This window comes from Pseudomonas sp. PDNC002 (assembly GCF_016919445.1).
Lineage (GTDB): Bacteria > Pseudomonadota > Gammaproteobacteria > Pseudomonadales > Pseudomonadaceae > Pseudomonas.
The window spans coordinates 3377435-3390828 of record NZ_CP070356.1 but is presented as its reverse complement, the minus strand read 5'-3'; the positions used below and the strand labels follow the sequence as shown (position 1 = coordinate 3390828).

Below are 13394 nucleotides of genomic sequence, written 5' to 3'. Positions count from 1 at the left end.
CATGAGTGGAAAAGTCTGGCTGATCGGCGCCGGCCCGGGTGACCCGGAATTGCTGACCCTGAAGGCCGTCCGTGCCATGGCGCACGCCGACGTGGTGCTGATTGACGACCTAGTCAATCCAGCGGTACTGGAACACTGCCCGTCCGCGCGGGTGATCGCTGTCGGCAAACGCGGCGGCTGCCGCTCCACACCGCAGGACTTCATTCACCGCCTGATGCTGCGCTACGCGCGCCAGGGACGCCGCGTGGCGCGCCTGAAGGGTGGCGATCCTTGCATCTTCGGCCGTGGCGGCGAAGAGGCGGACTGGCTTGCAGCGCGGGGAATCGAGTGCGAGCTGGTCAACGGCATCACTGCCGGGCTGGCAGCCGCCACCCAATGCGGCATCTCTGTGACCCTGCGCGGCGTCAGCCGGGGCGTAACGCTGGTGACCGCGCACACCCAGGACGACAGCTCGCTGAACTGGCGCGGCCTGGCCGAAGGCGGTACCACGCTGGTGGTGTACATGGGAGTGGCGAAGCTGGCGGAGATCCGCGACGGCCTGCTTGATGGCGGCATGGCTGCCAACACGCCGGTGGCGATGATCGAGAACGCTTCCCTGCCCGCCCAGCGGGAGTACCGCAGCCAACTGGCGGACATGCTGGAAGACGCCCAGCGCTTCACCCTGAAGAGCCCGGCGATCCTGGTGATCGGCGAAGTCGCCGCCACTGCGCAGCAGACACTCCTGGCCTGTACCGCCTGAGCCTCACTTTCCTGCAGGCAAAGAAAAACCCGGCCTAGGCCGGGTTTTTCTCGTCAGCTCAGACCAATTACTTGGCTTGGGCTTCCACTTCGGCTTCTACGCGACGGTTAACAGCGCGGCCTTCGGCGGTTGCGTTGTCAGCAACCGGACGGGACTCACCGTAACCAACAGCGTTCACGCGGCCGCCTTCAACACCGTACTCGTTGACCAGTACGTCACGAACGGCGTTGGCACGACGCTCGGACAGTTTCTGGTTGTAGGCGTCGGTGCCGACGGAGTCGGTGTGGCCTTCAACGGTGGTGGAAGTGGACGGGTACTGCTTCATGAAGTCAGCCAGGTTTTTGATGTCAGCGTAGCTGTTCTCTTTAACCTTGGACTTGTCGAAGTCGAATTTCACGTCCAGCTGAACGCGAACGACTTCAGCAACAGCCGGGCAGCCGTTGGCGTCAACGGTGACGTTGGCCGGGGTGTTCGGGCACTTGTCGACGTTGTCGCAGACGCCGTCGTTGTCGGAGTCGGAGCAGACTTCAGCAACCGGTTCCGGAGCCGGGGCCGGCTTGGCGCCGCCACCGAAGTTCATGCCAACGCCCAGGCCAGCCATCCACTCGCCCTGGTGACCGTTGTCACGCTTCTCCAGGCCGTACTGGCCGTCGAGGCTGGCTTTGGCATAGAAGTTGTCGGTGAAGTAGTACTTCAGACCGGTACCGATCATGGCCATGGTCAGGTTCTGACGGCTGCCGTTCTCGGAGTTGATGTTGGTCAGGCTCTGGTGGCCGACACCTGCCGAGACGTACGGACGCAGGTTGCCAGCACCCGGGGTGCCGAAGTGGTAGATGGCGTCCAGAGTGCTCAGGTTGCCATGAACCTTCTTGTTGCCGGTCTCGTAGGTGCCACGAACGTCGTGGTACTCACCGTAGGAGAGAGCCAGCTCGACGTCGTCGGTCAGGAAGTAACCTACCGAGCCGCCGTACAGATCGGCGTTCTTCATGTTGCGGGTGCTGTCGGTGAAGTAGCGCTTGCCGAAAGCTTCAACTTCGACGGCGCCCTGGCCTTGAGCGAACGCGTTGACAGCGGCGGTGGCGATCAGCGAGCCAACTACGACGCCTAAGGTGTTCTTCAGTTTCATCCGTTAAATCCCCATCTTGGTGGTCAATAAGTTGTCCAACCATAGGCCGTACAACTTGGGTGGCAAGTTTATCAGAACTTCCCAAACAGAGAGACAATATTTCCCGGACTAAGATTCCGTCACATTGGAAAACTTTTCTCTCATTCGATCGAGTGCACGTTTGTAGCGCATTTTGGTGGCACTGAGCCCCATGTGCATGATGTCGGCGATTTCCTGGAACTCGAGTTCCGCAACAAATCGAAGCACGAGAATTTCCCGATCAATGGGATTGACATGAACTAGCCAGCGGTCTAGCCCACCTCGCTCCTCGACTTTCGGAGCCTTCTCTTCAGAAGCTTCCTCGATCGGATCCAGACTCAGCGCATCGAGCAATCTGCGTTTGCGGCGTTCCTTCCGATATTGGGTAATGCACTCGTTGTAAGTGATGCTGTACAGCCAGGTCTTGAACTTCGACTTGCCCTCGAAGTTCTTCAGACCATACAACACCTTGAGCATGACCTCTTGACACACATCATCGGCGTCCCGGTCATTGCCCAGATAGCGCGCACAGACGTTGAACAGCGTGCGCTGGTAACGGCGCATCAGCTCTTCGTAGGCCCGTGTCACGTGGAACAGTTCCTCGTGAGAACGCTCCACCAGCTCCTCGTCGGTCAGCTGGCGCGGGTCGTAGCGCAAGGACAGTGATTGCGGCTTGTTCAAGTCGGGTCGGGCCAGGTCAAGTCAGCGTCCGGCGCGGCTTCGGCGAAGGCGCACCGGCAATCGGTCATCATCTTCAGCGACTGGTCACACGCTGATCGAGCAGGATGCGGTTGGCGATCGACACCAACTCACCCTCATCCGTCAGCAGGATAGTCTTGATGGTACCAATTTCCTCGATGATGCCTTCGATATCCGCGACTTTCACCTGTTGTCCAACCTGGTACAGCTCCCGCACGTAGATCCCCGCGATGATCTGCCCTGCCACCTCGCGACTGCCCAACCCCAGCGCCAGCGCCGCGGCGAGGCCGATGGTGATCAGCACGATGGCGATGATGTAGTTGAGCAGGTCGGTCTTGATCTCGAGCTGGCCGATGGCGACCGAGATGCTGATGATGATGACCAGCCACTGGGCAACTCGGCCCAGGCCGTTGGCATAATCCAGGCCGAACCCATCGGCGGCGCCACGTACCAGGCTGTTGGCCAGTTGGGCGAGCAGGACGCCGACGATCAGCACCAGCGCTGCGCCGAATACCTTGGGCAGATAGAGCGCCAGCGCGTCGAGGGACGTCGACACCCGCGGAAGCCCCAGGGTGTCCACGGCGGAAACCAGGAACACCAGCAGCACGAACCAATACATGATCTTGCCGATCAGTGTCGACACCGGCACCTGGATGCCAGCGCGCGACAGCAGCTTGGTCAGACCGGTGCCGCCCATCAGGCGGTCCAGGCCGAGCTTGGCGAGCAGCTTGGAGAGCAGCGCATCGAGCAACTTGGCGACGACGAAGCCGAGCAGCACGATCACCAACGCGGCCAGCAGGTTCGGAATGAACGCGGCCAGCTTGCCCCACAGGGTGTTCATGGCGGTCAGCAGGCTCTGCGTCCAGATGTCGATTTGCATATTCAGTCGGCCTTGTCAGCGGAAGGGGCGGAATTCTGCGCGCGGCGCGAAACCGGTGCAAGGTGCATGGCTCCACGGCTCACGCCAATGGTCAGGGCTTCGAACCAATGCCCGACCAGGCTGAACAGATCGCCGGCGCCGACCTGGCGATTGGCGGTCTTGAGGACGCGATCCAGCCGCGAATTGTCTCCCGGCTGTTCCGGGGGCATTCGCAGCAGATCACGCAAGGATTCTTCAAATGGGTCGTGCATGCGCACCTCGCCTGTGTGAGGTGCTTGACGCCCCCACCACCTCAAAAGTCACACCTAGAGCCATCGCAGGCGGCGGAATATCCACCACTGGAACGTCGCCAGGCCGCCAATCAGAAGGCAGGCCGCGACAAACCCATAAGGCGCGTCCGAGCCCGGAATTCCGCCGACGTTGATGCCCAGGAGCCCGGTCACGAAGCTCATGGGCAGGAAAAAGCCGGTGATGATACCAAGCAGGTACATGGTTCGGTTCATCCGCTCGGTAATTCGACGATGTTCGGCTTCCTGAATCAGGCTGATGCGCTCGCGGACCAGCTCGAGCTCTTCCAGGTTGCGGGTCAGGCGGTTGTACAGTTCGTTCCAGTAGTCGGCATCGTCGCCCACGGTCCAGGACAGCTTGAACTTGACCATCTGCGCGTAGATTTCCCGCTGCGGCGCCAGGTAGCGGCGCAGGCCTGCGGCGCGTCGACGCAGGGTGCGCAACTGATGCTGGTCGGGGATGCTGCGCTCGTCCTCCTCGATGGCCTCCTCCATGGCGTCGAGCTGGTCGGCCAATCCGGCGATCAGGGTGTCTACACGGTCGGTGAGGTAATGGGCGAGATACAGCACCACTTCCGAGGCGGTCTTCGGGCCGCGCCCGGCATCGAGATCAGCGCGCAGGTCGGCCACGGCCTTGAGCGGACGCAGGCGCAAGGAGATCACCCGCCGGGATTCGGCGTAGACGCGCAGCGACACCATGTCCTCAGGCACCGCGCCAGGGTTCAGGTTGACGCCGCGCAGGAACAGCAGCAGGCGCTCGCCACCCAGGTCCACCAGTCGCGGCCGGGTCGCCTCCTCCAGCAGCAGGTCACAGGCGAATTCGTTCAGCCCGCTGGATTCGCGTAGCCAGGACTGGGCCTCTGGCACTCCGCGATCCCAATGCACCCAGAGGCTCTCCTCGGGCTTGAGATCCAGCAGCGGCAGTTCGCTGCGATTGATCCGCCGGCCGCCGCCGTGGCCGTCCAGCACAAAGCCGTCGATCAACCCCCGCTCCGTGCCACTCTCATACTGCTGCATGTGGTTTCCCTTCACTCGACGTCGATCGCCCGATGCGCAACGAAAGTCCCCATGAAAAATGCCGGAAGCTTTCGCTTCCGGCATTGACCCGAACACTTTCTGAAAGGTTCGATTTATTCCGGCATTTTCAAGGCTTTAGGCGAGACGATGATGCCATTGTTGTCAGCATAGACGAACTCGCCCGGGCGGAAGGTGATGCCACCGAAGGTCACCGCGACGTTGAGGTCGCCGATGCCGCGCTTGTCAGTCTTCATCGGATGGCTGGCCAGCGCCTGGACGCCCAGGTCGGTCTGGGCGATCACGTCGACGTCACGGATGCAGCCGTACACCACGATGCCTTCCCAGCCGCTCTTGGCGGCTTTCTCGGCCAGCATGTCGCCCAGCAGCGCGCGGCGCAGCGAGCCGCCGCCGTCCACCACCAGGACCTTGCCCTTACCGTCCTTCTCGACCTGCTCCTTGACCAGCGAGTTGTCCTCGAAGCACTTGATGGTGACGATCTCGCCACCGAAGGAGTCCCGCCCGCCGAAGTTGCTGAACATCGGCTCGACGACCTGGACCAGCTCCGGGTAGGCATCGCACAGATCGGGGGTGACGTAATGCATGGAAAACGCTCCTCTTGATGAAATCCGGCAGGCTCCAAGCCTGGATGTGACCGAAAGCCGCAATGGCGTCACAGTCTACTCCCTGCCGCGTCAAGCTCAAGCCCGCGCCAGAGCGCTCTCCCCCGCTGGCAACGAGCCGTGCTCCAGCCAGTGCTGCAACTGCGGCCAGACTTCACGCTGGGCGCCCTTGCTGATGAGCATCTCGACGTGGCCGAAATCGTCCGAGAATCCCTGCCGACGCCCCAGGTGCAGGTACTCGCGCACCTCGGAGCCGAACTGCTCCAGCAGTTTCCGGCAGGCCCAGGCCGGGTCCTGGATGTCACCGTCGGAGGCGACCGCCAGCACCGGGACGCGAACATTCTGCAGACCGCTCCACCAGTCGTTGTCCTTCTCGCCGAAACGGCCGAACAAGCTGTACCAATGCAGGGTTTCCAGCGCCAGCCCGAGTGGCTCGTCTTCTGGGCCGCGCTTGAGGCGGGAACCCGACAGTCCCCCCATGCGCTTGAGCAGAAAGCGCCCGCTCCAAGCCACCGGCGGCAGCTTCAGCGGCCAGTAGGTACGGCTGACCTGGCTGCCGCACAGCGCGATGCTGGCCGCCGTCGCTTCATCCAGGTAGCCGCCGCCCAGGGCGGCAGCCAGGGTGATGCCACCCAGCGAATGACCGATCCAGTGCGGCGCCTGGCCGCTCTGCTCGACCACGAAGGCGGCGATGGCCGGCAGGTCGAAGCGCGCGTAGTCCGCTACGCGGTTGCGATCGTAATCGTTGTTGCGCGGCGACAGGCCGTGACCGCGCATCTCGGCGATCCAGACGTCGAATCCGGCGCGCGCCAGGAAAGCCCCCAGGCCGACACCCTTGGGCGAATACCAGAAGCGCCGGTTGGAGAAACTGCCGTGCAGCAGGATCACCGGCACACCGCGACGCCCTTCCGGGCGCCCAAGGCGCGTGAGGGCCAGCTCGACGGTGGAGTCCGGGCTGTTGTTGGGCTTGAGGCGGTAGATATCCTCGGCGAGGTCACCGCGCAATTCCGCGCTCAGGAGCGCGACGGGAAAGAGTTGACTGCTGCTTTGCATGGAATCGCTTGCACAAAAAAGGGCGGGTGAATTCACCCGCCCTTCTCAGGATGGTAGAGGAAACGTCAGGACTGGCCTTCGGCGAGGAAGAACCAGGTATCGAGGACCGAGTCGGGGTTCAGCGACACGCTCTCGATGCCCTGCTCCATCAGCCACTTGGCGAGGTCCGGGTGGTCCGACGGGCCCTGGCCGCAGATGCCGATGTATTTGCCGGCGCGGTTGCACGCCTGGATGGCGTTGGACAGCAGCTTCTTCACGGCCGGGTTACGTTCGTCGAACAGGTGCGCGACGATGCCCGAGTCACGGTCCAGGCCCAGGGTCAGCTGGGTCAGGTCGTTGGAGCCGATGGAGAAGCCATCGAAGAACTCGAGGAACTCGTCCGCCAGCAGGGCGTTGGACGGCAGCTCGCACATCATGATGACTTTCAGGCCGTTCTCACCGCGCTTGAGGCCGTTGGTGGCCAGCAGGTCGACGACCTGGGAGGCTTCACCCAGAGTACGCACGAACGGCACCATCAGCTCGACGTTGGTCAGGCCCATCTCGTTGCGGACCTTCTTCATCGCGCGGCATTCGAGCTCGAAGCAATCGCGGAAGGACTCGCTGATGTAGCGCGAGGCGCCACGGAAGCCGAGCATCGGGTTCTCTTCTTCCGGCTCGTAGAGCTTGCCGCCGATCAGGTTGGCGTATTCGTTGGACTTGAAGTCCGACAGGCGCACGATGACTTTCTTCGGCCAGAAGGCGGCGGCCAGGGTGCTGACACCCTCGACCAGCTTCTCGACGTAGAAGCCGACCGGATCGTCGTAACCGGCGATGCGCTTCTCGACGCTTTCCTTGATGTCTGCCGGCAGGCTTGCGAAGTTCAGCAGCGCCTTGGGGTGAACACCGATCATGCGGTTGATGATGAATTCCAGACGGGCCAGGCCCACGCCTTCGTTCGGCAGTTGGGCGAAGTCGAAGGCACGGTCCGGGTTGCCGACGTTCATCATGATCTTGAACGGCAGCTCCGGCATGGCATCGACCGAGTTCTGGCGGATGTCGAAGCCCAGTTCGCCTTCGTAGATCAGGCCGGTGTCGCCTTCGGCACAGGATACGGTTACGCGCTGGCCATCTTTCAGCGCCTGGGTGGCGTTGCCGCAGCCGACGACGGCGGGGATGCCCAGTTCACGGGCGATGATCGCAGCGTGGCAGGTGCGGCCGCCACGGTTGGTGACGATGGCGCTGGCGCGCTTCATCACGGGCTCCCAGTCCGGGTCGGTCATGTCGGAGACCAGTACGTCGCCCGGCTGGACCTTGTCCATCTCGGAGACGTCGTGGATCACCTTGACCGGGCCGGCGCCGATGCGCTGGCCAATGGCGCGACCTTCGACCAGGACCTTGCCTTTTTCCTTGAGCAGGTAGCGCTCCATGACGTTGGCGCTGGAACGGCTCTTCACGGTCTCCGGGCGGGCCTGGACGATATACAGCTTGCCGTCATCGCCATCTTTGGCCCACTCGATGTCCATCGGACGCTCGTAGTGCTTCTCGATGATCAGGGCCTGCTTGGCCAGCTCGGTCACTTCGGCGTCGGAGAGCGCGAAGCGGGCGCGGTCGGCCTTCTCCACGTCGACCACCTTGACCGACTTGCCGGCCTTGGCTTCGTCGCCGTAGATCATCTTGATGGCCTTGCTGCCCAGGTTGCGACGCAGGATCGCCGGGCGGCCGGCTTCCAGGGTCGGCTTGTGGACGTAGAACTCGTCGGGGTTCACCGCACCTTGCACCACAGTCTCGCCGAGGCCGTAGGCGCCGGTGATGAACACCACGTCACGGAAACCGGATTCGGTGTCCAGGGTGAACATCACGCCGGCAGTACCGGTTTCCGAGCGGACCATGCGCTGCACGCCAGCGGACAGGGCGACCAGCTTGTGGTCGAAGCCCTGGTGCACGCGGTAGGCGATGGCACGGTCGTTGAAGAGGGAGGCGAAGACTTCCTTGGCCGCGCGGATCACGTTGTCCACGCCGCGGATGTTCAGGAAGGTCTCCTGCTGGCCGGCGAAGGAAGCGTCCGGCAGGTCTTCGGCGGTAGCGGAGGAACGCACGGCGACAGCCATGTTGTCGTTGCTGCCGGCCATTTCGGCGAAGGCCTTGCGGATCTCGGCATCGAGCTGCGCGGGGAACTCGGCGTCCATCACCCACTGACGGATCTGCGCACCGGTCTTGGCGAGGGCGTTGACGTCGTCCACGTCCAGGGCGTCGAGCGCCGCATGGATGCGATCGTTCAGCCCACTCTGATCGAGGAAGTCACGGTAGGCCTGGGCGGTAGTGGCGAAGCCACCCGGTACGGAAACGCCGGCACCGGCGAGGTTGCTGATCATTTCGCCCAGGGATGCGTTCTTGCCCCCCACATGTTCGACATCGTGGACGCCGAGCTTATCGAGGGAAACTACGTACTCTACCAAGGTGATCTCTCCACTATGTGTTGGAAAAGGTCATACAAGTCGGTGCGGCCCCACCCTGTCTGGCCGGAGCCGGAAAAATGGGTGAGAATGCCCCGGCAAAGGGCCTTGCAAACGTGGGGCCTATCATAACCAGGATTCGATCCTACCTATAAGGCCCGCAGCGCACATGAAACGAACTGCATTTTTCATTTCCGACGGCACCGGCATTACTGCCGAAACCCTCGGCCAGAGCCTTCTGGCGCAGTTCGAGAACATCAATTTCACCAAACTGACGCGACCTTACATCGATACCGAAGAAAAAGCGCGCGTCATGGTACAGCAAATCAACCGGGCTGCGGAGGCGGACGGGGCGCGCCCGATCATCTTCGACACCATCGTCAATCGTGAGATCCGCTCGGTTCTGGCGCAATCCAACGGTTTCATGATTGACATCTTCTCGACCTTTTTGTCCCCGCTCGAGCAAGAATTATCCTCAGACTCGTCGTATTCCGTCGGAAAATCCCACAGCATCGGCCACAACCCGCACTACATGGAGCGGATCGATGCGGTGAACTTCGCCCTTGACAACGACGACGGCGCCCGCACCCACTACTACGACAAGGCCGACCTGATCCTGGTCGGCGTCTCGCGCTGCGGCAAGACGCCCACCTGCCTCTACATGGCCCTGCAATACGGCATCCGCGCGGCAAACTACCCGCTGACCGAAGAAGACATGGAGCGCCTGCAACTGCCCAACGCGCTCAAGCCTTACAAGCACAAGCTATTCGGCCTGACCATCGACCCGGACCGCCTCACCGCCATCCGCCACGAACGCAAGCCCAACAGCCGCTATGCCAGCTTCGCCCAGTGCGAGTTCGAGGTTCGCGAGGTGGAGAACCTGTTCCGCCGCGAGAACATCGCCTACATCAATTCCACGCATTTCTCGGTGGAGGAAATCTCCGCGAAGATCCTGGTGGAAAAAGGCGTCGAGCGCCGCCTGAAGTAATCCCCCAGAGACTCATCGCCTCTCCGCTCGACGGCCGGTCATACCGGCCGTTGATCTTTCGGCAGCTTCTTGCCGCTGCGCCTATCATTCTCCAGACCCACGAATTACCCGTGACCTATGTCATGGGGCGGGCATTCCATAGCACCGGCACAGGAGAGCGCCATGCGAGGATGTCAGTATCTGGTTCTGGTCTCACTACTGGCGCTGTCGGGTTGTGATTCGGATGAACCGCCCAACGCCAAGACGGCCACCCCGAACACACCAGCCGCCAATCAACCCACCGTCGCAGCCGCTGCGCCAGCCCCCACGCCTGCTCCAGTACCCGCGCCCGCGCCTGCCACGGCAACGCCCACGCCCACGCCCACGCCCACGCCAGAGTCGCCGCCCCAGGCGATATTCACCACCGAGCAACTGGACCAGATGCTCGCGCCCCTGGCGCTATACCCCGACTCGCTATTGGCGCAGGTGCTGATGGCGACCACCTATCCGGGCAACGTGGCCGACGCGGCAGCATGGTCGAAGGAGCACCCCAAAGTCAGTGGCGACGACGCCGTCAAGCAAGTGGCAGATCAGCCATGGGACCCCAGCGTCCAGTCGCTGGTCGCCTTCCCGCTGGTATTGGCCACGCTGGGGCAGGACCCGGTCTGGGTGCAACGGGTCGGCGATGCCTTCCTGGCCCAGCCTGATGCGGTGATGGACGCCATCCAGCGCCTGCGCCGCCAGGCCCAGGCCGCCGGCAACCTGAGCTCCAACGAGCAACAGACCGTCACCGTGAAACCCGCCGCCGCGGCTCCCGCACAGCCAGCTTCAGGCGGCAACGCCGTGGTGGTTCAGCAACCCGCGCCGGCACAGACGATCGTCATCGAGCCGGCCAACCCACAGGTGGTCTACGTCCCCAGCTACAACCCCACGCAGGTCTATGGCACCTGGGCCTACCCCTCCAGTCCGCCGGTCTACTACCCGCCTCCACCCCAATACCCCGTCGCCACAGCGCTGGCCTCCGGCCTGGCGTTCGGCGCGGGCGTCGCCATCGTCGGCTCGCTCTGGGGCGACTGCGACTGGGACGACCACGAGATCGATGTCGATGTGGAGCACTACAACAACTTCAACAGTAACCGGAACGTCAACGTCAACCGCGACTTCAACAGCAACCGGACGGTCAACGCCAACCGCACCGCCTGGCGCCACGACCCGACCTATCGCAATGGCGTGCCGTATCGCGATGCCCGCAGTCGCGAGCAGTACAACCGCCGCCTGGCAGGCGGCGAGCAGCGCGAAGCCATGCGCGGGTTCGACTCCGCGAGAGCCGAAGAACGCTCGCGAGCACGGGAAAGCCTGACCCAGCGTGGCATCGCACCGCCTGCGAACAACCAGCAGGCGCGTGAACGCGCCCAGGCGGCGACACGAGACCTGCGCGATAACCCGCAGGCTCTCCAGCGCGCCCAGCAGGCCAACCGCGAGCCCCGCGACGCCAACCAGGCTCGCGAACGCGCACAGAACGCCACCCGCGAGCTGAAGAACAATCCCGAAGCCCGCCAGCGCGCACAGAACGTGGCGCAGAACCGCAGCACACAATCTCAGCAGCGCCCCAGGGCACAGAACAACCAGCAGATTCGCGAGCAGGCGCGCGAGCAGCACGCCAGGACCCAGGCGCCACGCAACAACGCCTTCGCCGGTGCCAACAACCCCAGGCAAACCCGCGATTTCGCCAACCGTGGACAAGCCAGCCGCGCCGCCGCCAGCCGCCCCCAAGCGCAGGCGGCTCGCGCCGGCCATACCGTGCAACGCCCTGCCCGCGCGCCCCGTGGCGGCGGTCGCCGATAGGAGACGACTCATGCGTATCGCATCGCGCCTACTGGCGCTCGCCCTCCTGGCAGCACTGCCCGGCAGCCTGCTGGCACAGGACGCCTTCCCCTCTCCGGAGGCTGCCGCCGACGCCTTCATCGCCGCGCTCGGCACCGAGAAGGCCGATCCCGAACGCCTGGCCGCGCTGCTGGGCAAGGACTGGCACAGCTATATCCCGACCGAAGGCATCGACCGCGCCGAAGTCGACGCCTTCCTCGCCCACTATCGAGACAAGCACCAGATCGAGAAGGACAATCCCCACCTCGCCCACCTGGTCGTCGGCAACGATCCCTGGACCCTGCCCCTGCCAATCGTCCATGAGAAAAAAGGCTGGGCATTCGATGCCAAGGCGGGCGGCGAGGAAATCCGCATCCGCCGCATCGGCCGCAACGAGGAATCGACGCTGGAAGCCGTGCAGGCCTATCACGATGCGCAGATGGACTTTGCCGAGGTCGATCGCAACGGCGACGGCATCCTGGAATACGCGCAGAAGTTCGTCAGCAGCGACGGCCGCCATGACGGTCTGTACTGGCCCGAGGAGGATGGCGGCGAGGAAAGTCCGCTCGGCCCGTTGTTCGGCGACGAGCTTCCCGGTGATGGCTGGCATGGCTACCACTACCGGATTCTCACCGCCCAGGGACCGTCAGCGCCCGGCGGCGCCTACAGCTATCTGATCGACGGCAGGATGACGCGCGGATTCGCCCTGATCGCCTGGCCGGTGCGGTACGGCGACAGCGGCGTCATGAGCTTCATGATCAGTCACGATGGCGAGATCTTCTCCAAGAACCTCGGCCCGGAGAGCGGGAAGATCGCCATGAAGATGACCCGCTTCGACCCTGACAGCAGTTGGAGCGAAGTTGCCGTGCCGGGAGAAAAGAATCCCTGAACCCCCGCGGTCCGGCCGTCCCCCTGGACGGCTGGACTCGCCGGCAAGGCACGCCGTCCTCCCCTGGCCGACTGGCCGTCGGACCGTCACATGCCTGCAACAAAACCGTGCCTTGGCGCCAACCGACTGTCGCCACTCAAAAACCACATGATAGAATTCTGCGCGCTCGCGCCTGGCGAACATGGCCCGCCCCGCAGCTCGCGGGCCATGCCCGAGGCAACCATTTTTCAAGGCTTTGCGGCCACCCACTCATCAAGACTCATGAGACTCACGCCCACAGCCCTGTTCCTCTTCAGCCTTATCCTGCTATCCGGCACCAGCCTCGCTGCCGGCAAGACCGTCTATGGCCTGAACGAGTACGCCCGCATCAACGACCTGGACATCGAGCTGGCCGCCAAGCTCGATACAGGCGCCAAGACCGCTTCCCTGAGTGCCCGTGACATCAAGCGCTTCAAGCGCGACGGCGAGACCTGGGTGCGCTTCTACCTGGCCACCGATACCGCCGACAGCCAGCCGATCGAGAAACCCCTGGCGCGCATCAGCAAGATCAAGCGCCGCCATGGCGACTACGATCCCGACGAGGGCAAGGCCTATACCGCCCGCCCGGTGATCGAACTCGAGCTGTGCATGGGCAAGGCCCTGCGCACCATCGAGGTGAACCTTACCGACCGCAGTGCATTCCAATACCCGCTTCTGATCGGCTCCGATGCCCTCAAGCGGTTCGGCGCACTGGTCGACCCGAGCCTGAAATACGCTGCCGGCAAGCCCGGCTGCCAACCCGTAGCGAAACCTGCCGAGTAACCC

The 13394-nt window shown here is 63.4% G+C and carries 13 protein-coding genes; 5 read left to right on the top strand and 8 right to left on the bottom strand.

Translation table 11 applies throughout. The features are described from left to right. Nucleotide 1 precedes the first annotated feature (1 nt). Nucleotides 2–739 (top strand): uroporphyrinogen-III C-methyltransferase, encoded by a 738-nt coding sequence (gene cobA / locus JVX91_RS15665; protein ID WP_205335120.1) that lies wholly within the window; start codon nt 2–4, stop codon nt 737–739. A 67-nt stretch (nt 740–806) separates the two neighbouring features. On the opposite strand, the gene JVX91_RS15660 is transcribed toward cobA, so the two are convergent. From JVX91_RS15660 to ppsA, 8 genes are all read right to left on the bottom strand, one after another. Then, nucleotides 807–1865, bottom strand: coding sequence for an OmpA family protein (locus JVX91_RS15660; protein ID WP_205335119.1), 1059 nt, complete (start codon nt 1863–1865; stop codon nt 807–809). Nucleotides 1866–1973: 108 nt separating this feature from the next. Continuing rightward, a complete protein-coding gene (gene sigX, locus JVX91_RS15655; protein ID WP_205335118.1) occupies nt 1974–2564 on the bottom strand; it encodes an RNA polymerase sigma factor SigX in 591 nt (196 codons plus the stop codon). A 73-nt stretch (nt 2565–2637) separates the two neighbouring features. Beyond that, nucleotides 2638–3462: a mechanosensitive ion channel domain-containing protein gene (locus JVX91_RS15650; protein WP_205335117.1), complete on the bottom strand. Its 825-nt coding sequence runs from the start codon at nt 3460–3462 to the stop codon at nt 2638–2640. A gap of 2 nt (nt 3463–3464) precedes the next feature. Beyond that, nucleotides 3465–3713, bottom strand: coding sequence for a CrfX protein (locus tag JVX91_RS15645; RefSeq protein ID WP_205335116.1), 249 nt, complete (start codon nt 3711–3713; stop codon nt 3465–3467). A 54-nt stretch (nt 3714–3767) separates the two neighbouring features. Continuing rightward, the gene (locus JVX91_RS15640) at nt 3768–4766 is read right to left on the bottom strand and encodes a zinc transporter ZntB (RefSeq protein ID WP_205335115.1); all 999 of its coding nucleotides are present in this window, start codon (nt 4764–4766) and stop codon (nt 3768–3770) included. Nucleotides 4767–4879: 113 nt separating this feature from the next. Next, the gene (gene rraA, locus JVX91_RS15635; RefSeq protein ID WP_024765711.1) at nt 4880–5368 is read right to left on the bottom strand and encodes a ribonuclease E activity regulator RraA; all 489 of its coding nucleotides are present in this window, start codon (nt 5366–5368) and stop codon (nt 4880–4882) included. Nucleotides 5369–5464: 96 nt separating this feature from the next. Further along, nucleotides 5465–6439 (bottom strand): alpha/beta fold hydrolase, encoded by a 975-nt coding sequence (locus tag JVX91_RS15630; RefSeq protein WP_205335114.1) that lies wholly within the window; start codon nt 6437–6439, stop codon nt 5465–5467. A gap of 65 nt (nt 6440–6504) precedes the next feature. Further along, entirely contained in the window at nt 6505–8874 is a 2370-nt protein-coding gene (ppsA, locus tag JVX91_RS15625) for a phosphoenolpyruvate synthase (RefSeq protein WP_205335113.1), read from the bottom strand. 166 nt (nt 8875–9040) lie between these two features. On the opposite strand from ppsA, the gene JVX91_RS15620 reads away from it, so the two are divergent. The 4 genes from JVX91_RS15620 (at nt 9041) to JVX91_RS15605 (ending at nt 13391) form a co-directional block, all read left to right on the top strand. Next, on the top strand, nt 9041–9859 hold the full coding sequence (locus JVX91_RS15620) for a pyruvate, water dikinase regulatory protein (RefSeq protein ID WP_017516884.1): 819 nt from the start codon (nt 9041–9043) through the stop codon (nt 9857–9859). Between the two features lie 162 nt (nt 9860–10021). Then, a complete protein-coding gene (locus JVX91_RS15615; RefSeq protein ID WP_205335112.1) occupies nt 10022–11683 on the top strand; it encodes a DUF3300 domain-containing protein in 1662 nt (553 codons plus the stop codon). Between the two features lie 10 nt (nt 11684–11693). Next, nucleotides 11694–12590, top strand: a complete 897-nt coding sequence (locus JVX91_RS15610; protein ID WP_205335111.1) for a DUF2950 domain-containing protein — start codon at nt 11694–11696, stop codon at nt 12588–12590. Nucleotides 12591–12851: 261 nt separating this feature from the next. Then, complete coding sequence (locus JVX91_RS15605) at nt 12852–13391, top strand: ATP-dependent zinc protease (protein WP_205335110.1); 540 nt, start codon at nt 12852–12854, stop codon at nt 13389–13391. Nucleotides 13392–13394: the final 3 nt, after the last annotated feature.

Bases quoted from the DNA above. Each gene is read 5' to 3' on its own strand.
- cobA (WP_205335120.1), top strand. From the start codon at position 2: ATGAGTGGAAAAGTCTGGCTGATCGGCGCCGGCCCGGGTGACCCGGAA.
- JVX91_RS15645 (WP_205335116.1), bottom strand. From the start codon at position 3,713: ATGCACGACCCATTTGAAGAATCCTTGCGTGATCTGCTGCGAATGCCC.
- JVX91_RS15610 (WP_205335111.1), top strand. From the start codon at position 11,694: ATGCGTATCGCATCGCGCCTACTGGCGCTCGCCCTCCTGGCAGCACTG.
- JVX91_RS15660 (WP_205335119.1), bottom strand. From the start codon at position 1,865: ATGAAACTGAAGAACACCTTAGGCGTCGTAGTTGGCTCGCTGATCGCC.
- JVX91_RS15630 (WP_205335114.1), bottom strand. From the start codon at position 6,439: ATGCAAAGCAGCAGTCAACTCTTTCCCGTCGCGCTCCTGAGCGCGGAA.
- JVX91_RS15640 (WP_205335115.1), bottom strand. From the start codon at position 4,766: ATGCAGCAGTATGAGAGTGGCACGGAGCGGGGGTTGATCGACGGCTTT.
- rraA (WP_024765711.1), bottom strand. From the start codon at position 5,368: ATGCATTACGTCACCCCCGATCTGTGCGATGCCTACCCGGAGCTGGTC.
- JVX91_RS15620 (WP_017516884.1), top strand. From the start codon at position 9,041: ATGAAACGAACTGCATTTTTCATTTCCGACGGCACCGGCATTACTGCC.
- JVX91_RS15650 (WP_205335117.1), bottom strand. From the start codon at position 3,462: ATGCAAATCGACATCTGGACGCAGAGCCTGCTGACCGCCATGAACACC.
- JVX91_RS15605 (WP_205335110.1), top strand. From the start codon at position 12,852: ATGAGACTCACGCCCACAGCCCTGTTCCTCTTCAGCCTTATCCTGCTA.
- JVX91_RS15615 (WP_205335112.1), top strand. From the start codon at position 10,022: ATGCGAGGATGTCAGTATCTGGTTCTGGTCTCACTACTGGCGCTGTCG.